Source organism: Erythrobacter sp. S249 (assembly GCF_057364975.1).
The window spans coordinates 769,469-788,846 of record NZ_CP200287.1 but is presented as its reverse complement, the minus strand read 5'-3'; the positions used below and the strand labels follow the sequence as shown (position 1 = coordinate 788,846).

The 19,378-nt window shown below is 58.9% G+C and carries 21 protein-coding genes; 13 read left to right on the top strand and 8 right to left on the bottom strand.

Annotated elements, in window-relative coordinates:
• Positions 1-7: 7 nt before the first annotated feature.
• Together AC0V6V_RS03855 and AC0V6V_RS03850 are read right to left on the bottom strand one after the other, a co-directional pair.
• Entirely contained in the window at positions 8-1,348 is a 1,341-nt protein-coding gene (locus AC0V6V_RS03855; protein ID WP_486164133.1) for a peptidylprolyl isomerase, read from the bottom strand.
• Positions 1,349-1,563: 215 nt separating this feature from the next.
• Positions 1,564-3,786 carry an LPS-assembly protein LptD gene (locus AC0V6V_RS03850; RefSeq protein WP_486166210.1) on the bottom strand — a complete coding sequence of 741 codons (2,223 nt, stop codon included), beginning with the start codon at positions 3,784-3,786 and terminating at the stop codon, positions 1,564-1,566.
• Between the two features lie 209 nt (positions 3,787-3,995).
• On the opposite strand from AC0V6V_RS03850, the gene AC0V6V_RS03845 reads away from it, so the two are divergent.
• From AC0V6V_RS03845 to ndk, 5 genes are all read left to right on the top strand, one after another.
• The gene (locus tag AC0V6V_RS03845) at positions 3,996-5,456 is read left to right on the top strand and encodes a leucyl aminopeptidase (protein WP_486166209.1); all 1,461 of its coding nucleotides are present in this window, start codon (positions 3,996-3,998) and stop codon (positions 5,454-5,456) included.
• A 20-nt stretch (positions 5,457-5,476) separates the two neighbouring features.
• Positions 5,477-5,608 (top strand): DUF2256 domain-containing protein, encoded by a 132-nt coding sequence (locus tag AC0V6V_RS03840; RefSeq protein WP_486164131.1) that lies wholly within the window; start codon positions 5,477-5,479, stop codon positions 5,606-5,608.
• An 8-nt stretch (positions 5,609-5,616) separates the two neighbouring features.
• A complete protein-coding gene (locus AC0V6V_RS03835; RefSeq protein WP_486164130.1) occupies positions 5,617-6,051 on the top strand; it encodes a DNA polymerase III subunit chi in 435 nt (144 codons plus the stop codon).
• 57 nt (positions 6,052-6,108) lie between these two features.
• On the top strand, positions 6,109-6,609 hold the full coding sequence (locus AC0V6V_RS03830) for a hypothetical protein (RefSeq protein WP_486164129.1): 501 nt from the start codon (positions 6,109-6,111) through the stop codon (positions 6,607-6,609).
• Between the two features lie 161 nt (positions 6,610-6,770).
• A complete protein-coding gene (gene ndk / locus AC0V6V_RS03825; protein ID WP_486164128.1) occupies positions 6,771-7,193 on the top strand; it encodes a nucleoside-diphosphate kinase in 423 nt (140 codons plus the stop codon).
• Positions 7,194-7,256: 63 nt separating this feature from the next.
• Here ndk and AC0V6V_RS03820 read toward each other — a convergent pair whose 3' ends face one another.
• From AC0V6V_RS03820 to purM, 3 genes are read right to left on the bottom strand one after another with little or no spacing between them, the layout of a single operon-like run.
• Entirely contained in the window at positions 7,257-8,465 is a 1,209-nt protein-coding gene (locus tag AC0V6V_RS03820; protein ID WP_486164127.1) for a sulfotransferase family protein, read from the bottom strand.
• 13 nt (positions 8,466-8,478) lie between these two features.
• Positions 8,479-9,444 carry a phosphoribosylglycinamide formyltransferase gene (gene purN / locus AC0V6V_RS03815; RefSeq protein ID WP_486164126.1) on the bottom strand — a complete coding sequence of 322 codons (966 nt, stop codon included), beginning with the start codon at positions 9,442-9,444 and terminating at the stop codon, positions 8,479-8,481.
• Complete coding sequence (gene purM, locus AC0V6V_RS03810) at positions 9,437-10,534, bottom strand: phosphoribosylformylglycinamidine cyclo-ligase (protein WP_486164125.1); 1,098 nt, start codon at positions 10,532-10,534, stop codon at positions 9,437-9,439. Before purM ends, purN begins: the two co-directional genes overlap by 8 nt.
• Before the next feature lie 69 nt (positions 10,535-10,603).
• Here purM and AC0V6V_RS03805 point away from each other — a divergent pair, with 69 nt between their 5' ends.
• The 4 genes from AC0V6V_RS03805 to AC0V6V_RS03790 are packed head-to-tail and all read left to right on the top strand — an operon-like array spanning position 10,604 to position 13,663.
• Positions 10,604-11,905, top strand: coding sequence for a heavy-metal-associated domain-containing protein (locus AC0V6V_RS03805; protein ID WP_486166208.1), 1,302 nt, complete (start codon positions 10,604-10,606; stop codon positions 11,903-11,905).
• A gap of 22 nt (positions 11,906-11,927) precedes the next feature.
• A complete protein-coding gene (locus tag AC0V6V_RS03800; protein ID WP_486166207.1) occupies positions 11,928-12,536 on the top strand; it encodes a P-loop NTPase family protein in 609 nt (202 codons plus the stop codon).
• A gap of 42 nt (positions 12,537-12,578) precedes the next feature.
• Positions 12,579-13,307 carry a serine O-acetyltransferase EpsC gene (gene epsC / locus AC0V6V_RS03795; protein ID WP_486164121.1) on the top strand — a complete coding sequence of 243 codons (729 nt, stop codon included), beginning with the start codon at positions 12,579-12,581 and terminating at the stop codon, positions 13,305-13,307.
• Positions 13,304-13,663, top strand: a complete 360-nt coding sequence (locus AC0V6V_RS03790) for a DUF2794 domain-containing protein (RefSeq protein ID WP_486164120.1) — start codon at positions 13,304-13,306, stop codon at positions 13,661-13,663. The genes epsC and AC0V6V_RS03790 overlap by 4 nt, the downstream gene beginning before the upstream one ends.
• A gap of 105 nt (positions 13,664-13,768) precedes the next feature.
• Here AC0V6V_RS03790 and AC0V6V_RS03785 read toward each other — a convergent pair whose 3' ends face one another.
• Together AC0V6V_RS03785 and AC0V6V_RS03780 are read right to left on the bottom strand one after the other, a co-directional pair.
• Positions 13,769-14,698, bottom strand: a complete 930-nt coding sequence (locus AC0V6V_RS03785) for an SDR family NAD(P)-dependent oxidoreductase (RefSeq protein WP_486164119.1) — start codon at positions 14,696-14,698, stop codon at positions 13,769-13,771.
• Between the two features lie 138 nt (positions 14,699-14,836).
• Positions 14,837-15,520 carry an HAD-IA family hydrolase gene (locus tag AC0V6V_RS03780; RefSeq protein ID WP_486164118.1) on the bottom strand — a complete coding sequence of 228 codons (684 nt, stop codon included), beginning with the start codon at positions 15,518-15,520 and terminating at the stop codon, positions 14,837-14,839.
• Between the two features lie 91 nt (positions 15,521-15,611).
• On the opposite strand from AC0V6V_RS03780, the gene glmU reads away from it, so the two are divergent.
• The 4 genes from glmU (at position 15,612) to AC0V6V_RS03760 (ending at position 18,984) form a co-directional block, all read left to right on the top strand.
• Positions 15,612-16,970 (top strand): bifunctional UDP-N-acetylglucosamine diphosphorylase/glucosamine-1-phosphate N-acetyltransferase GlmU, encoded by a 1,359-nt coding sequence (glmU, locus tag AC0V6V_RS03775; protein WP_486164117.1) that lies wholly within the window; start codon positions 15,612-15,614, stop codon positions 16,968-16,970.
• On the top strand, positions 16,967-17,242 hold the full coding sequence (locus tag AC0V6V_RS03770; protein ID WP_486164116.1) for an HNH endonuclease: 276 nt from the start codon (positions 16,967-16,969) through the stop codon (positions 17,240-17,242). The genes glmU and AC0V6V_RS03770 overlap by 4 nt, the downstream gene beginning before the upstream one ends.
• Positions 17,243-17,323: 81 nt before the next feature.
• Positions 17,324-18,232 carry a methyl-accepting chemotaxis protein gene (locus AC0V6V_RS03765; RefSeq protein ID WP_486166206.1) on the top strand — a complete coding sequence of 303 codons (909 nt, stop codon included), beginning with the start codon at positions 17,324-17,326 and terminating at the stop codon, positions 18,230-18,232.
• A 101-nt stretch (positions 18,233-18,333) separates the two neighbouring features.
• Positions 18,334-18,984: an SOUL family heme-binding protein gene (locus AC0V6V_RS03760; protein WP_486164113.1), complete on the top strand. Its 651-nt coding sequence runs from the start codon at positions 18,334-18,336 to the stop codon at positions 18,982-18,984.
• Positions 18,985-19,041: 57 nt separating this feature from the next.
• Here the strand turns inward: AC0V6V_RS03760 and AC0V6V_RS03755 are convergent, their stop codons facing one another.
• The gene (locus AC0V6V_RS03755; protein WP_486138719.1) at positions 19,042-19,281 is read right to left on the bottom strand and encodes a DUF1153 domain-containing protein; all 240 of its coding nucleotides are present in this window, start codon (positions 19,279-19,281) and stop codon (positions 19,042-19,044) included.
• Positions 19,282-19,378: the final 97 nt, after the last annotated feature.

Below are 19,378 nucleotides of genomic sequence, written 5' to 3'. Positions count from 1 at the left end.
GCTATGCTCAGTTGTATTCGATGAAGGCGTCGTTGCGCAGATCTCGCAGGTAACGCTGCGCACGCTTGTTGATGCGCTCTTCCTCAATCTGGTTCATCACCGATTGAACGGTCGGGCTGCCCGCAACCTGCGGATCATCGCGGCCGCACAGCATCAGGACGCGCACGCCCTCTGTGATTGAACCGAATGGCGGTGTAGACTGGCCGACTTGCAGGTTGAGAATGATGTTCTGCAATTGTTGAGGCAGCTGGCGAGCAGGGATTTGCTCGTTGGAAACCACCGAAGCGCCGAGAACGTCGCGCGCCGATTCTGCATCCGCACAGCCGCGCAGGCCTTGGACAAATGTGCCGAATTGCTCGACCCGGCCCGCGGCTTGTTCTTCGGTTGTGCCCGGCTCAAAAGTGATCGAGATTTGCTTGAGGCTGAGCAGCGCCTCCAATGGATCGGCGGTCAGCACCTGACGCTTCTCAATCAGATACATGATTGTGAAGCCACCTGGAATTTCGAGCGGTCCAACCAGCTGGCCGGGCTGCATTTGCTGCGCTGCTTCGGCCATTGGGCCGGGCAGTGTGCCAAGGCGTAGGAAGCCAGTGTCGCCGCCCACAACGGCTGTGGTCGCTTCGGAATATTGGCGCGCATAAGCAACAAAGCTGCCGCCTTGTTGCAATTGCTCGACAATCCGCTGTGCGTTCTGGCGCACGGCTTCGCGATTTTCTGAGGTGGCGGACATGTAAATCTCGCCGAGGCGATATTCATCTGTGCCGCGATCCGCCTCAAGGCGTTTCAGCACTTCGCGTGCTTCTTCCTCAGAGACGTTGATGAACGCTGTGACGTTGCGGCTGAGCACCCGTTGCCACGCCAATTCGCCGGTGATCTGACGCTTCAACGATGCAGGCGAGGAGCCGATGCTGCGCAGATAGGTATCCATCGCGCTTGGGTCTTGGCCAAAGTTCTGTGCGGCCAATTGCGCATAGGTCTGGTTCACTTCGGCAGGATCAACCGGCAGTTCGAGCTTAGCTGCTTCCTGAATTTGCAGCGTTTCATCGATCAGATTGCGCAGAACCTGGCGGCGCAGACGCGCGAGCTCTTCTTCTGAGACTTGGTTTTCGGCAGCTGCCGTAACCAAAGCCACACGCTGATCAATGTCCGTGCCGGTTATGACAAAGTCGTTCACGATGGCGGTCGCTGTGCGCATATTTGGGTTGGAGCTACCAAAAATGGTCACGCTGTCGGGGATGCCGAACGGATTGGCTGGTGCAGCGGCTTGCGCGAGCAGGGTAGCCGGCGCTGCTGCAAGACCTGCCAAAGCCGCCGGAGCGATGAGTTTTGACCAAAATTTGCGTGTCACGTGTAAATCCCGATTGTAATCTAAATGTGTTTTGGTTTCCGCAGCTTACACCCTGATAAGGCATGCCGCGCAACCATCTACCTCGCTCAATGCCAGCTCATGGCTTAACCATGGCTGAGCGCGGTTTTGCGCCAAGCACCGCGTCCACCCGTATTTGGGCCGAATAGCGGCTTTTTCACGCTGTGCCAACGGCTTCGGCGCACTCCTCAACGGGCTTACCTAAACCCAAGGTTTCTAAGGCTGAAAAACAGTTGGAATGTGTTGCCGCGTGCCGCGTCGCCGGCGGTGATGAAATCGCGCCGCCAGGTTAGGCCAAACTCCAGCTGCTCATCCTGATAGGCGACGCCGAGCCGCGTGCGGATCGGTTCAAACCCATCGGGCGAGAAGGTAGGATCCTCGTCTTCGTTGGTGAGGTTGAACACGCCAGACCCGAACACCGACCATCTGCGGTCGATCGCGACGCGCACCGCCGCGCGCGCCTCCTCGCGGTCTAACAAATCCTCTAGGTCCTGAATGTCGCGGTCGAGCCTGAGATAGCCGAGCTCAACATAAGTGCGCTGGCTACCGATGGTCGTGTCGATCTCGTTGCGGCGGATCGCAAAATTGTCTTTATCCAGCCGGTAGCGGTGCGTGAACTTCACAAAATCGCGGAACCGAACCTCGGTGCGTCCGACAAAGTCGGAGACTCGTTCTGACAAGCCAGTGCCATCCGGGAAGATTTCGCGCGCGGCATCAAAGCGGTAAGACTGGCCGATGGTGGATTTGATCCGCCAACCGGGTCGTTGCAGCTCCCAGTCAACACCCCAAGTTACGCGAACGCCGTCTTCGACGCGGTCATAACCGGGGAAGCGGTTAAGCGCGAAGAGGTTGGAGTCCTCCAAATCAATTGCGCGCGAATCCTCATTGGGAACGGCCAAATTGCGGATTGGCGGGCTCGCGACCACTTGGACGCGCGGTTTGAGCACTTGTGTGCCACCAAAGGCTTCGCCGACGAAGGGCCATTCCACATCAACCGCTGCAATCGCGATGGCCCGCGCGGTCCAACCGGGGTTTCCGCGATAAATCTCGGTGGTGGTGAGCAAGGTCTGATCGGTGTGATAAACGTCGCCGCGAGCAAGCGCGCTCAGCGTGACGACTTGGCCAAGGTTGGTGAGCCGCCGCAAATCCCACCGCGCTCCGGCAAAGGCGCGCTGCGTGTCTTGTCCATCTTTGCGCAACAGGTTGAGAGAGTTGAATTGCAATTCCAGCTCCCCCCCGGCAATCGGATCAGCAATCCGGCGGCGGTAATCAATCGCTGGCAGAGCAACAGGCACCTGCCCTTGATCCGCGCCAATGCGTAAAGTCTGGGTCGCCCAGCCGGCGATAGAGAGGTAGGAATTGTTGTCGATCCGCTCCAGATTGATTGTTGAGCGCAGCCGGTCATCACGGCTGAGGTCGTAGCGGCGCAGGAAGGTGCGATCACTGGCAAGCCGGATCGACCCGGTCAGGCTCCACTCTGGCGAGAATTGGAATTTCCCATTCGCATCCAAGTAGCCGCGCGGATCGCTGGAGCTGGCTAGCGTTCCGTCATTGCCCACAATTCGGCGGGAATGCGTCGCATAGCCGGTGATTTGGTATGCGCCTTTGTCGGTTAGGTGACGCCATTCCGCCGACACCATGGGCGCAACGTCGGTGTAAACAAACCCGCCCAGCGTGAGATCCTTGTTCTCGTCGATCCGCCAGTAGTATTCGGTCGACAGCTCCAAGCCATTGCTCTGCGAGATGCGTACGTCTGGCACCAAAAAGCCGGAGACTGGCTGGCCATCAGTGCGGATCGCAAGACCGGGCAGGGGAAGGATGCGCGCGCCGAATAGCTCAAGTACGGCGCCTCGGAAGCGGACCCTCGTATCCTCAGGATCATAGGTCACCCGGTCAGCGGTGATCCGCCAGCTCGGGTTGTTGGCGCATTCTTCCTGATCGGCCAGCGCGCAGGCCGTGTATGCCGCATCGCTCAGTACGATAGTGCCATCATCTCCGCGCTCGCCAGATCGCGCGGCAAGACGTCCGCCAGCCCTTAAAGCCAGCAGTAAGTCCTCCATCGCGCCTGCTTCAAAAGTGTCGGTTAACTCGACGCTTTCGGTGAACAGCTGGTTGCCGCTTTCATCAACCAAGCGCACGTTTCCGTTGGCGAGGATTGTGCCAGCACTGCGGTTCCAGCGCACTTCGTCAGCGCGGACCGAACGATCTTCGCTCCGCAAGACGACATTTCCGCGCGCGGTAACAACGTCGGCGGTGTTGTCATAAGCGAGCTCATCGGCCTCAAAGTCGATGCGATCACCGGATTCGGTGGTCTGCGATTCCAATGAATCGGCTTCCGAGACGGGCTGATTAGGTTGTGGCGGTGGAATGGTCTGGGCAAGCAATGGCGCAGACAATGACAACGGGCCCGCCAGCAGCATAGCAATCGCTGCTGGACGCATCCGGCATACCACCTGTGTTGAAGCTGCGGCGCGGGCGCCGTACCTGAAACCTCCCGACATGGCTTGCCTATCGCACCGCTCACGCCTAATCGCAATCGCCATTCCGCCACCTGTCGACCATAGCTTTCGCTTGGCGGCCAAACTGGCTCAAATTCCGGCTTTTGCCGGAGGCACAACCCGGAGTTGTTATGCAAATCGAATTCAGCGCCCAATCCCCATCCGATGTTCGCTTGATTGCTCGCATTGTTAATCAGGGCGATTCTCTTAGCGACCTTGATGCAGCATTGGCTGATGGCGCACATGCGGCTCGTTTTGCTGGGCGGGCTGGCCAGGTTTTTGAAGGCTTTGCGATGGATGATGGCGCGCTACGCCGTGTTGCACTGTCCGGAGCGGGCGAAGCGTCAGCCGAGGCGCGCCGCATGCATGTCGAGCGCGCGGGCGCTGCGCTGGTCGCGAAATACCTGACCTCGGGCGAGACCGAAATGGTGCTCGATCTGGGCCATGCGGATTTGTCCGGCGAAGAGGCTGCCGCTGTTCTGCTCGCGACGCGGCTGCGCGCATGGCGGCACGACAAATACCGCACGACGCTGGCGGAGGAAAAGAAAGCGACCCTGAAAAAGGTCACAATTATCAATGCGCCTGAAGGCACAGAGGCAGCCTGGGTTGCGGCAGAGGCGCTGGCCAAGGGCACCGAGTTCACCCGTATGCTCGTCGCGGAGCCTGCCAATGTGGTTTATCCAGAGAGCTTTGTTGCTCTGTGTGAGGAGGCCTTTGCAGGCACTGGCGCTGAACTGACCGTTCTGGACGAGGCCGAGATGACCAAGCTCGGCATGGGCGCATTGCTTGGCGTCGGCCAGGGTTCAGAGCGCGAATTGCGCATTCTCGCTATCCGCTGGAATGGTGGCAAAGAAGGCGAAAAGCCTACCGTCTTTGTCGGCAAAGGCGTGACCTTCGACACCGGCGGTATCTCGCTGAAGCCGCCGGGCGGCATGGAAGACATGAAATGGGATATGGGCGGTGCGGGCGCGGTTGCTGGCGGCATGTTGTCTCTGGTCAGCCGCAAGGCAAAAGCCAATGTGATCGGCGTGCTGGGCCTCGTTGAGAACATGCCCGATGGAAAGGCTCAGCGCCCGGGCGATGTTGTGACCACCATGAACGGTCAGACGGTTGAGGTGATCAACACCGACGCGGAAGGTCGTCTTGTCCTGTGCGATGCGCTGCATTGGGCGCAGGAAGAGTACAATCCTGCGCAAATCGTCGATTTTGCGACTTTGACCGGGGCGATGATTATCTCGCTTGGTCACGAGCATGGCGGCGTCTTCGCCAATGACGATGCGCTGGCTGACAAGCTGCTGGCAGCGGGCAAGAGCAGCGGTGACAAGCTGTGGCGCATGCCGATTGGCCCGGCTTACGACAAGCTGATCGACAGCCCGATTGCAGACATCAAGAATGTCGGCCCACGTCCCGCGGGTTCGATCACGGCGGCGCAATTCCTCCACCGCTTTATCAAAAAGGGCACGCCGTGGGCGCACTGCGACATTGCCGGCATGGTCTGGGCGGACAAGCCCGGGCACAGCTGGGATAAAGGCGCAACTGGCTATGGCGCGCGCCTGATCGATCAGTTTGTCGCGGATAACCTCGAGGGATAGGAGCGCAGCCCATCCCAAAAATGCGCAAGAAATCTGATCTGCCGAGCAAGATCTGCGCGAGTTGCGGCCTCCCATTTACGTGGCGCAAGAAATGGGAGCGCGACTGGGATAATGTCCGCTTTTGCTCCGAGCGATGCAGGAAAGCCAAATAGGTGCGCGCATGAAAGTGGATTTTTGGCAGCTATCGCATGACCCGGTTGAAAAGGTTGTGGCGCTGATCGCTGGGCGCGTGCTCGGCTCTGATGAGCGCCTGTTGGTGGTGGCGGAGGATGCTCAGCGCCGCCAAGAAATTTCGCGCGGGCTGTGGAAGGCTGGGCCAGAGAGTTTCCTCGCCAATGGCGAAGCATCGGGCGCGGGTGCGGATCAGCATCCCATCCTACTGTCGGACAAATGCGAAACCTCGAACAGCGCCAGCCACGTTGTGTTTGCCGATGGCGAATGGCGCGATCCAGCCGGTTTTGAGCGCGCGTTTCTGCTGTTTGATGAAAGCAGCCTCGAAGCCGCGCGGGCCACTTGGCGCTCGCTCGATGGGGCAGAGGGACTCGAGCGTTCATTTTTCCGTCAGGACGATGGCAAATGGGTGAAGGTCGCCTGAGCGCTTGCTTTGAGCGCACGCTCAGCAGATGGTGCGCGGCACTTAAAGGAGACAACTATGCGCCGTTCCGGCTCGGTAATCGCAATCACTGTGCTGCTGTCCGCTTGCGGGTCTGACGCATCGGACGATCAGGCAGAGACCACTGGCGAATACGCAATTGATGCCGAGACCGGCGAGGCGCGCATGACAATCGAGACGGAGAAAGGGTCTTCGACGGTGCGCTCCGGTGAAAATGTTCCGGTTGAGCTGGCGGAAGGCTTTTCGGTCTATCCCGGCGCGGCTGTGCTCAACAACACCAATTTCAAAGACGCGGAAACCTATGGCTCGATGCTGGTGATGGAGACGCAGGACAGCCCTGAAGAAGTCGCAGCGTTCTATCGCAAGCAGGCCGAGGACGCAGGCATTCCGATTGAGTTCGAGATGGAAACCGACGGCGCGCAAATTCTCGGCGGTAGAGACGGCACAGGCCGCACGATTACGCTCAATGCAACGCCCGAAGCTGAAGCTACGATGGCGCAGCTGCTCGTTGGGTTTGATCCGGCGATGGCGGGCGACTGAACTTAATTCTCGCAGCAGTGCAGTCCCAACTAGTAAGAGCGGGCTTGCAGCTTCGTTGCGGCGCGGCTAGGGCGCGCGCCAGAAATCACACTGTGAAGTTTTCACCCCACTCTCTTTTCAGCGGACCAAAACTGGCTGCTCTTACATCAAGGATATTCATCATGGCGGTTACCCGCACTTTTTCGATCATCAAACCTGACGCAACCCGCCGCAACCTGACCGGTGCGGTCACCGCAATGCTCGAAGGCGCTGGCCTTCGCGTTGTCGCATCCAAGCGCATCCACATGAGCCGCGAGCAAGCTGAAGGCTTCTACGCCGTTCACTCAGAGCGTCCGTTCTTCGGCGAACTCGTTGAGTTCATGATGAGCGAACCAGTGGTCGTGCAGGTTCTCGAAGGCGAAGACGCCGTGAAGCGCAACCGCGACATCATGGGCGCAACCAACCCAGCAGAAGCCGACGCGGGCACGATCCGTAAGGAGCACGCGCTCTCAATCGGTGAAAACACCGTCCATGGTTCGGACAGCGACGAGAATGCGAAGATCGAAATCGACTTCTTCTTCAGCGCAGACGAAATCGTCGGCTAATTCTCGGCTAGCAATGGTTCAACAAAGAGGGCTGCTCCGCGAGGGGCGGCCTTTTTTGTGCGTTTAGTCCTTGGGGGCCTGTGCGAAAGCAGCCATTTGATCGGCATGGGCCGTGTGATGTCCGCCTTCATTGCTCGCCATTTCGCGCTGCATCGCGAGCAGCGCGTCGCCGGATAGCTCAATGCCAAGCGCCTGATAGGTCCGAGCGATTTCCCGCTCCCAATCATCGCCAAGCGCGGCAAATTGCAAGTGCGCGACCGGACCATTCCAGTGCTCAAGCGCTTCCTTCATCCGGGCATTGCGCAGGTCGAGCTTGCGCTGCCATTCCTGCTCGATCCAATCGAGGTCACAATTGTCGCATTGAATGGCCATTTGATTAGCGACAATAGAGACGGCACTGCGCAGCACGTCCTCACTGTCGCGCTGCGCCACGACCAATCTGGCTTCCGGAAACTCTGCCAGCAATGACGGCAAATCCTCGGAGAACTGCGGCACTTTCATCACCCGTGGGCGGTCCGCGATATTGCGGTGCGCCGCGTCAGTGCGCAGGATGCGGGCAAACTCGCGGTAGACCGGGCCTGCATCACGTGCTTCGCTCCACGCGCTATAGCTCGGGATGTGCCACTGGGTTTGATAGGTGGAATGGTTGAGCGCGCAAGCGAGCCAGCCGAGCTCCTCTTCCACCCGGCCAGAACTCATCGGATGCAGGGCATCAATCCAGGGGTTGAGCCGCCGCGCAATCGTGAGGTTGAGACCGCCCCAAAGGCGGCGCGCATGCAGCTTGCTCGGCACAGGGTGCCAGCTGTCGCAAAATCGGGTGGAGGAATGCGCCGGATCAGCGGCCAGCAGGCGGTGCACACGGGTGGTGCCGGATCGCATGTGACCGATAATGATGATCGGCGGCGCGAGCGCGGTTTCAGTGAGCGCAGGCTTAGCCGACCACAATTCGCCGAATTGCAGGCGCTGTTTGATCACGCGGACAAGCTGACCGTGAGCCATTGCGCGGCCCAAAGGGTTCAGATCAGCTTCTGCAACAACGCTCTTTGTGAGTTTCTCAAGCCTGATCCGAAAATCGGCAACGTCTTCTGGACGGCGCCCTGCAATTTCCGCTTCCTCCGCGCTATCGCCGAAGCTCTTGGCCGCGATGGCCCATAACTCATCTGCTTCGATCGCTGGTTCTGGCAACCAGCCTTTGGACCAAGCACGGCCCAAAAAGGCGCTGGAGCGGTCGACCAATCGGGTGCGATCAAGCGGGGACGTGCGCGGCTGCATAACTGCGGCTGAGCTAGAACATATCCGCTGCGTCTTGCAGCTTGGTGAGGCGGGCCGGAGCAACTGAGCGCCAACTGCGCGTGAGCCATTCAGACACGCTGTCCCAGTCGGCATCTGTGCGGTTCAGGATCACGCCGACCCAGCCGCTCGCGCCGTAAAATGCCGGCTTGTAATAGGCCTCTGGCTGAGCTTCGACGAGATCCATCAACTCGTCCATTCCGCTGGTTTTTACCAGCAATGCGATATGCTCGCTGCCGTGGTGACGGTCGCTGAAATAAGCGAAGTATTTGCCGGATTTCTCGCTGCCGACCCGAAAGCCCGGGGAGCCATGGCTCTCACGCTCATGCGTTTCGGGCAGGGCCAAAGCCAGCGAGCGGACTCGCTCAAACAGATAGGCCGGATCATTGCCGCGCGACACATAGTCGCTCACCGCGCGGGGGTATAGCTGATGCTCGGCGAGTTTCACTTTTTCCGCCAAAGTGTCCGATGTTTCATTCAGTGCGATCCGAACTTTGACTTGCGCAAGCACTTCGCCGGCATCGAGCTCGGGCACGACAAGATGCACACTTGCCCCGCCATGGCCGTCGCCCGCTTCGATTGCGCGGGCATGGGTGTCCAGCCCCTTGTACTTGGGGAGTAGGGAAGGGTGGATATTGATCAGCCGGCCCAGCCAGCGGATCACAAATTCATCCGAGAGAATCCGCATATAGCCAGCGAGCACGATGTAGTCTGCGCCAGCTTCGCGAACCGCGTCTTCCATTGCGGCGTCATGGCTCTCGCGGCTGTGCCCCTTATGCGAATGGACGAATGTGGAGATGCCCTCGAGCTCTGCGAGCTTCAGCCCTTCCGCATTCGTTTTGTTGCTGGCAACCAGAACGATATCAAAGGCGGAGCCGGGGAGCCTGCTGGCATAGAGCAATGCGGCCATATTGGTGCCGGTGCCCGAGATGAAGACCGCAATTTTGGCCTTTTCAGCCACTATGCGTCGCGTCCCAATCTGCGGTGGCTGACCATACGCCCGCCGCGCCTATGACGGTGCAGCCGCGCGGGCCGCCAGCAACTTCGCCGATGTTCAGCACTGTTTCGCCTGCGGCCTCGAGGCGTTTTGTGACGTCTTCCACATCATCCGGGTCGACCGATAGCACCATGCCCACACCGCAATTGAATGTGCGCGCCATTTCGGCTGGCTCAATGTGACCTTGCGCCTGTAAGAAGGCCATCAAGCGCGGCTGAGGCCAATTCGCGGCATCAACCATCGCATGCGCGCCTTCAGGCAGGATGCGCGGAATATTCTCCAGCAATCCGCCGCCGGTGATATGGGCAAGACCATTGATCAGCCCTTCGCGCACGAGAGGCAACAGGCTCGCCACATAAATGCGGGTCGGTTCAATTAAGGCATCGATCAGCAGCCGATCTTGATCAAAAATGGCCGGCCGATCGAGCTTCCATGCGAAGTCCTCAGCCAGTTTGCGCACCAGAGAATAGCCGTTGGAGTGTACGCCTGAGCTTGCAAGGCCGAGCAGTACATCGCCCGGTGCGACTTTCTCGCCCGTCAATTGCTCGCCGCGCTCAACCGCACCCACGCAGAATCCAGCAAGGTCATAATCGCCCGGTGCATACATGCCCGGCATTTCAGCGGTTTCGCCGCCGATTAGCGCGCAGCCCGCTTGCTTACAGCCATCGGCAATGCCCGCGACAACGCGCTCTGCAATGCCGTTTTCCAGCTTTCCAGTCGCGAAATAGTCGAGGAAGAACAGAGGCTCTGCGCCCTGAACGATCAAATCGTTGACGCACATGGCAACCAAATCGATGCCGACCGTGTCATGGCGACCATGCTCAATCGCCAGCTTCAGCTTGGTGCCGACACCGTCATTGGCCGCAACCAATAGAGGGTCTTCGTAGCCAGCCGCCTTCGGGTCGAAAAACCCGCCGAAGCCGCCCAGCTCGCTGGTGGCGCCGGGACGCGCGGTCGACTTGGCCAAGGGGCCGATTGCTTTGACCAGAGCATTGCCGCCAGCGATCGAAACACCGGCTTGCTCGTAAGTATATGGGGAGTTCTTGCCACTCATGGTGATCGTTTAGCCATTCGCGCTTGGAATTCCACTCGTCTTTCGGCAAAAGGCGCAAGCTTTTCCCCGATGAGAATGCTTTCTGCCTCGAACGGCCCTATGCCGACCGCTCAGCCAACGCGCTGGAACCGTGCCTTTTCAAGGGCTTTGGCGGTGATTGGCGTGTTTGCGCTATTGAGCGTCGGATTGGCAATCGCTTTGGCTCAGGTGACGGGGAATCGTGGCATTGCGCCGACAGCCTCGTCGAGTGACATTGATGTGCGCGGTATCGAGGTCGATGTGAAGGGCGACACCGGCGAGGAAGCCCGCCAAGAAGCCTGGAAGCGTGCGCAGCGGCTGGCCTGGGAAAAGGTCAACGGGCCATCGGTCTCTGACAGCCAACTCAATGCGATGGTCTCTGCGATTGTTATCGAGCGCGAGCGGATCGGGCCGAAACGCTACATTGCGACCCTTGGCGTGATCTTTGATCGCCAGCGAGCAGGGCGCTACCTTGGCGGGCAGGCGCAAAAGCGTAGCTCAGCGCCGATGCTGGTCATGCCTGTTTCGGTCTCAGGCGGAGCTTACACTGTCTTTGAAGTGCGTAACCCGTGGCAGCGCGCGTGGGCGGAATATAACCCGGGCACCAGCCGCATCGACTATGTTCGGCCCAGCGGCGCAGGCGGCGATTCGCTCCTGCTCAATTACGGCCAGGTCAGCCGCCGCAGCCGCGCTTGGTGGCGTGCCGTTCTCGATCAATACACCGCCGCAGATGTTCTGGTGCCAGTTGCGAAGCTGGAGCATCAATATCCAGGCGGGCCAATCGAGGGCACGTTTATTGCGCGCTACGGCCCGGACAGCACGTATCTCGACGGGTTCTCGCTGACGGCGGAAAACTCAAGAGAGCTGCCCGCGATGCTTAGCCAAGCGGTTGAACGCTTTGACGATATTTTTGAGCAAGCTTTGGTCGACGGAAAGCTACGGCCCGATCCCACCCTGCGTCTTGGCGGCTCGGGCCAGGTTGATCCCGCATTGCAACGTCTCATCGAGATTGGCCGCGCGATCCGTGCTCGTGAGGCTGCGGCGGCGGCTCAGGCTGCAGATCCGGGGGTTGAGACAACGACGCCGACCGACACGCCAACGCCTGAGGCTGCTGTAGTAAACAGTTTCGTTGTGCAATTCGCAACGCCTGATGCGGCCAGCTTTGATGCGGCAATCGGCGCAGTTCGCGGCACCGGCGGCGTGCGCGGTACCGCCGTTTCCAGCACAGCGATTGGCGGCACGTCGGTAATGCGAGTAAGCTTCGGCGGAGATTTGAGCCAGCTTGCCGCCGCTCTGCGGTCGCGCGGCTTTACCGTGCGTCAGGGCGCAAACGCACTCGCCATCAGCCGCTAAAAGCGGCAAAGCTCGTTTCCAGATGTCACAAATTGCACTCCCGCTTGAGACACGCAGTCAGGGCGATCCAGCCCGGATTATCGTTGGCAATGCCAATGCTGGTGTGGTGGAGGCCTTGTCTGACCCGTCCAGCTGGCCGTTTCGAACCGCAGTGCTCACCGGCCCGCCGCGCTCCGGTAAGAGCCTGATCGGGCGCTGGGCCTCTGCACAAGGCATAACAATCGTTGATGGGGCAGACAGCGAAGACGAAACCGGGCTGTTTCACCGGTGGAACGCGGCGCAGGAAAGCGGCGCTCCGCTGCTGCTGATCGCCAATGCTCAACCTTGGAAGATCACACTGCCGGACTTGCGATCCAGGATGGGGGGCTCGCTGCAGCTGGAAATTGGCGAACCGGACGATGAAATGGCGGCGGAACTGATCCATGCGATTGCGGAGCAGCGCAGCCTGTCATTGGCTGACGGTGCGGCAGAGTATTTGGTCCCGCGCGCCGTGCGCAGCTATGAAGCAATTGAGCGACTTGTCGTCGCAATTGATCGGATCAGCCTTGAACGTCAGGTGCCTGCCACCATGTCGGTTTGGCGTGATGCGCTGGAGGCAACGCATGGGCCAGAGCAACATCGGTTGCTGTGATGCGATTTGCAAAACCTGCGCGTTTGGCCGAAGGAGTAGAGCATGTTTGATCGGCTGAAATCTTATTTGGACTCGGTCCATGCGCGCGATCCCGCTCCGCGGTCTCGCTGGGAAATCCTATTATATCCAGGGGTTTCTGCGTTATTCTTTCACCGGATTGCCAGCTGGCTTTTTGATGCAAAATTGTATTTTCTCGCCCGGCTCGTGAACCATTTTTCGCGGTTTTTGACGGCCATCGATATCCATCCCGGCGCGAAAATCGGGAAGAATTTCTTCATTGATCACGGCTTTACAGTGATCGGCGAAACAGCGGAAATCGGTGATAATGTGACGATTTATCAATGCGTCACATTGGGCGGTACAAATCCGACAAATGGCGAGGGCGGTAAACGGCACCCGACTCTATGTGACAATGTGATCATTGGTTCGGGCGCGCAGATCATCGGGCCGATTACAGTGGGCAAACGTGCCCGCGTCGGTGCGAACGCTGTGGTGACTGACGATGTGCCAGAGGGTGCGACTATGGTTGGCTTGAAGGCTCGCTCCACGCTGGTGCCGGCTGAAGAATGGATCAAAGAGTTTACGCCATACGGTACGCCCAATTGCGAGGATGCCGAGGGCAACCGCGTCGATTGCATCGAGAAACTTGAAGGCGAAATCGCGGCTTTGCGAGCTGAGATGAACGCGCTGAAGTCAGGCGTGCCACTCCAAGATCAAGACGCGAATGAACCAGAGCCTGTTGCCAAGCGTAGCGGAACCGACCGCGCATGAGCGCAAGCACTGCACCGAGCGGTTCTGTAGTTGCCTTTCCTGGCCGCGCTCAGGGGCAAATTGGCTTTGAGCGCGAAGAATTGCAGCGCATTCTCGATCTCTACGGCCGGATGGTGGCCGCCGGGGAATGGCGCGACTACGCGATGGATTTCGACAAGAACGCAGCGATCTTCTCAGCCTTTCGCCGAGCGGCTGAACGTCCACAGGCACGGATCGAAAAGCGACCGAGCCTGCGCAATAAGCAAGGGATGTGGACGCTGTTTGGCGAGCACGGCCAAACGCTCAAACGCGGGCATGATCTGGCGAATGTCTTGGCCCCGGTTGAACGGCGACTTGTGAAAGCGGTCGACGAGTAACGCCCTCGTACTCGCAGCTTAGCGAATACCTCGCCGCTGAATACAAAAAGCCCGGCTCCTCCTGATGGAAAAGCCGGGCTTTTGTTTGCGTCTAAAACGCCGGTCTTAGCTGCGAGCGCTGCTTGGACCAGTGCCAGTTACCTTTTGCATCGCTTTCAAGATCGCGCCTGATTGCTCATTGCCGGATTGCGGTGCAACCAGGTTTGAGAAATCGCTGATGTCGTCCCAGCGAGCGGCAAAGCCTTCGACCGTGCGCTCTTGATCGGTGAGCCAAACGGCATCATTCATAACGGTCCATGCAGAGTGGAAGCCGCCAGCGCCAGCGCCGACGATCGCGTTGGTTGGTGCGTCTTCGCTGACCAGGAACAGGGCTGCTGGAACAACGCTTTCAGGGGCAAACAGCTTGAAGGCTTCTTCTGGGAAGAGGTCTTCGGTCATGCGGGTGCCAGCCACTGGTGACAGCGAGTTGCAGCGAATGTTGTACTTCGCGCCTTCGAGTTGCAGCGTCTTAGTGAGGCCAGCGAGGCCCAGCTTGGCTGCGCCGTAGTTGGCTTGGCCGAAGTTGCCGAACAGTCCGGTGGAGCTGGCGGTCATCAGAACGCGGCCATAGGCCTGCTCGCGGAAGGTTTCCCAGCATGCCTTGGTGACGAAAGCTGAGCCGGTGAGGTGCACTTTCAGAACGAACTCAAAATCGTCCGGGGTCATCTTGGCAAAAGTCTTGTCGCGCAGGACGCCGGCATTGTTGATGAGGACGTGAACGCCGCCCCATTTTTGCTTGGTGTCGGCGACCATCTTTTCCATCTGGTCATATTCAGTGACGCTGCCGCCATTGGCCATGGCTTCGCCGCCGGCGGCTTTGATTTCAGCAACAACTTCAGCAGCGGCGTCTGATGTGCCGGTGCCGTCGCGTGAACCGCCGAGGTCATTGACGACGACCTTCGCGCCGCGCTTTGCCAGCTCAAGCGCGTATGCCTTGCCCAGGCCTCCGCCTGCGCCCGTCACGATGGCTACCTTGTCTTTAAAATCGATGGTCATGGCTTGTATCTCCTGCGAGTGGTGTGGCGCGGTTTACGCGCGCGTAAAGTTTGTGTGGGCGTTGCGTGGCAGTTTCTCTGCTGCGATGCAACACCGCTGGTCTGGGATATCGCGTGCCGTAAGGGCAGGAGGAAGGCCTTAGAGCGATTCCAAGGCAGAAATCAGGCCGTGGAACGAATCAATCACTGCATTTCCGCCCAATTCGTGGGGAGGTTTGTCGCAATAGCCATAGGCCGCGACGATCACTGGCACGCTAGCGGCCTTTGCTGCGGAGACATCGTAAGAGCTGTCGCCGACGAACGCGAAGGCAGACGAATTGCAGGCCTCTTTCGCGGCTAGAACAGGCTCTGGATGCGGTTTTGACAGATATGTGCCGTCTGCGCCTTTGCCTATGCTGTCGCCGCCGATGATGGTGACAAAGCGGTCGGTCAGTCCCAGCGCATCCAGAATATTGGTCGCAAACTCCTCAAACTTATTGGTGACCACCGCCATTTTGACACCGCGCGCGGCCAGCTCGTCTAGCGCTTCGATCACGCCGGGGTAAGGGCGTGAGTACACCGCATTGTTTTCGGAATAATAGCGCAGCATCGCCTTGTAGAGCTTTCGAAACTCTTCGTTTGGCAATCCGCCTTGCGCGTCGATGGCGCGCCCGAGCATGATCTTCGCGCCGCCGCCGATCAGGTCTTTTGAGCTATCCACCGGGACTGGAGCGAAACCGCCCAGCTCCAGCGCGTGATTGACCGCTGTGCCCAAATCGCGAAACGTGTCTAGCAAGGTGCCATCAAGGTCGAAGCCCACGGCATCAAAGGGGAAATCTGTCATGACGGGGCGGTTGGCCCAACCGATGTGAAATCGCAAGGTTTTGCGCGCGTACGGCTTCACTTCATGCAAGCAGACTTATAAGGGAAGCCGCATGACTGATTTTGCTGCCATCATCCTTGCTGCGGGCAAGGGAACCCGGATGAAATCCGATCTTCACAAAGTGCTTCACCCGATTGCGGGACGGGCAATGCTCGATCATTTGATGGCCTCGGTTGATGAGCTGAGCCCTGCGCGGCGCGTGGTCGTGGTTGGCGCTGGCAAGGAGCAAATCGAGGCGGCTGTAGCTGGCAGAGCCGATACCGCCTTGCAAGAGCCGCAGCACGGCACTGGCCACGCGGTGCAGCAGGCGCAGGCACCGCTAGAGGGCTTTGATGGCGATGTGCTGGTGCTCTACGGCGATGTCCCCTTTGTGCGCGCAAAGACCATGCAGGCCATGCTGGAGCGGCTGCATCAGGATGATGCGCCAGCGGTAGTGGTGCTGGGCTTCGAGCCGGAGGATGCGCTGCAATATGGCCGCGTGATTGCCGATGATGACGGCGCGATCAGCAAGATGGTCGAGTTTAAAGATGCAAGCGAGGTTGAGCGCGCGTGCCGGATGTGCAATTCGGGGCTAATGGCGGCGAGCGCCAAGGATATGTTTGCTCTGCTGGACCGGGTCGGCAACGACAATGTTCAGGGCGAATATTACCTCCCCGACATCGTCAATATTGCGATTGCTGATGGCCGGGTTTGCGCAGTGGTTTGCACTGATGATCCTGACGAAGTCGCAGGCATCAATTCACGCAGCGAACTCGCCCAAGCAGAAGCGCGCTGGCAAGTCGCCCGCCGAGAGCAAGCAATGGTCGATGGCGCCAGTCTACGCGCGCCTGAGACGGTGTTCTTCAGCTATGACACAAAGATTGGCCGCGATGTCACCATCGAACCCAATGTCGTGTTTGGTCCTGGGGCCACAGTCGCTGATGGCGCGCATATCAAGGCGTTCAGCCATGTTGAGGGCGCGTCTGTGGGCAGTAGTGCTCAAGTCGGACCGTTTGCGCGGCTGCGGCCCGGTGCGGTGCTGGAAGAGGGCGCATTTGTCGGCAATTTCGTCGAGATGAAGAAGGCGACGCTTGGGCCCGGTGCCAAGGCAAGCCACCTCACCTATCTTGGCGATGCGACCGTCGGCGCGGGCGCCAACATCGGCGCTGGCACAATTACCTGCAATTACGATGGCTATTTCAAATATCAGACCGTGATCGGCGAACGCGCCTTTATCGGTTCAAACAGCGCGCTGATCGCGCCGGTTACCATTGGTGCCGACGCAATTGTTGCGGCAGGCAGCGCGGTTAGCCGTGATGTTGCCGACGGAGAGCTGCGCATGGTGCGGGCCGAGCAATTCGTGAAGCCCGGTTGGGCTGATCGCTTTCACGACACGATGAAAAAGAAGAAGGCGGCCAAGAACAAGGGGTGAGTGGAGGCGAAGATCTCACTTGCTGGCTGTGCGAGCGTCCGTTTGGTACTCTGATCCAGTGGCACCACCCGGTTCCTAAATCGAAGAAGGGGCGCGGCACCGTCCCAGTTCATCCGATCTGCCACCGTGCGATCCACGCCAATTTCACCAACGCAGAGCTGGCCCGCATTGGCGACGAGGTGCAAGCCATCCGCGCCCATCCCAAAGTGGAGAAATTCGTAAGTTGGGTATCGAACAAGCCGCCCGATTTTCACGCACCAACCCGCCGGTAATTTTCGCCACAATGGCTCGCCTAGTATCGTTGCGTAGTGCGGGTCCGATCATGGTTAGAATTTCCTTAAGCAACGGGCGCTATGGCACTCAGGATGATTGAAGACGGTGATCAAAATTATCGGCAAGCGAAGGTGCTGGTTGAGCAAGTGCTCTCCAACGCACAGCGCGTTAACGCGGCCTCGCTTGAGCGTGCTGCCTTCGTCGATAATCTTACCGAGAGATCGCAGTCTATTGGCGAGGACATCGGCTCGCTGCGTGCGCAAAATGAGAACGCGCGCGATGCGCTCAACAACGCTTCTCAAGCAACCAACAATATGTCGAACGAGGTCGACGGTATCGTTGAAACGCTCGATAATGCGCTGAAACAGATCGAAGATTTGTCTTCCCGTCTAGCGGAATTCCAAAGTCGATTTGCCGAAGTTGAAAGCGTGTCCAAAGCGATCCAACAAGTCGCCAGCCGCACCAATATCCTGTCCATCAATGCTCTGATTGAGGCTGGCCGAGCGGGCGTGCACGGGCATGGCTTTGGCGTCGTTGCTCAGGAAGTGCGCGAGCTTGCCAATCTCACCAGCGACAGCGCAACCAGCATTTCCAGCACGATTTCCGAGCTGACGAGTGATGTGGGATCATTGGTTTCCAGTTGCAGCAGCCTGGAATCGCGCATGATCAGCAGCACCGAGAGCGGTAAGAAGAGCATTGAGGTGCTCAAGACCGTGGACCGCAGTCTTGACGAGTCGCTCTCACTGGCGGATTCGACCTATGCCGCGTCATCTGCCCATTTGGAGCAACTCTCTCAAATCACTGAAGGCATGGGTAAGCTCAAGGATGATACCATCGCTGCGATCGAAGGATCGGCTGAGAACATTCAGATCTCGCGCGAGCTTCAGGGCTGCATCGACGAAATGCGTGCGGCCTGGAATATGGGCGATCAGCGCACTGAATCCATTACCACTGACGCTGGGTTGAACGAAGGCGCCAGAGCCGCCTGATGCGCGCCTCAAAGGCGCCTGAGCCGCCGAAACTCACAGCATCCGGGAACCTTTGGACCGCGTAACTGCTGCATAAACAGTCACATACAGGAGCCAAAGGCATGGGTATCAAGAAATGGATCGCAGCGGGCGTTGGTGTAGCAGCCATCGGAGCGGCTGCCGTTTATGCGCAATACCGCGATATTGAAGAGCCCGCCTATCAGGTCGTGAAAGCGGAAGCTCCTTTCGAGCTGCGCGATTATAAGCCGATGATCGTTGCCGAGGTCACTCACACCGGCGATCAAAGCCGCACGCGCGGCGAAGGCTTTCGGCGCTTGGCTGCGTACATCTTTGGTCAGGACCGCCCTGCAGGCGGCGAAGACATCGCCATGACCGCGCCGGTCATGCAAGACCGCGCAGTTGATCAAGACGAAGCAATTGCGATGACCGCTCCGGTGATGCGCGATAGCCCAGAGGCGGATCAGTGGCGCACGCGCTTTGTCATGCCATCGAAATACACACTCGAAACGTTGCCTGCTGCGCCCGCGGATATCACCCTAACTCAGGTGCCGGGGCGAAGGATTGCTGCGGTTAGGTTTAGCGGAAATGCCCGAGCGGGCGATCTGGCCGATATGGAGACAGAGCTTAGCAATTGGGTCGTGAGCGAAGGGCTAAAGCCAATTGGCGGCTTTGAGCATGCCTTTTACGATGCGCCGATGGTACCAGGGCCACTGCGCCGAAATGAGGTGATGGTTGAAGTTGCGGCGGAGTAAGGGGGCTCCACCGCAACGTTCAACGCTAGGTCGAAGACTAGACCAGTAAGTTAAGGCTTACGCCTCTTCGAGCGAGCGGATGCGATAGACGTTCCCGCCGGTTTCGCGTTCCCACTGCTGAAATTCTGCACGGCTGAGCAAATAGCGCTCGCGGGCTTCATCAAAGCTGATCACTTCCTCGCGTACAGCACGGACGACGTCCGCCTTGCGGGCCTTTGACCAGTGCACTCGGTGTGAGTGTGGCAAGCCTGCACGCTTAATTGCCTCAGCGATGGATATGTCGCGCGGATAAGCCATTAAATAATCTCCTATTACCGCCCCCGGTGATAGAAAGCTGAGCCTCAGAGACTTAATTCCGTCTTTTCAAACATGGTTAATTTTGACCTAACCACCT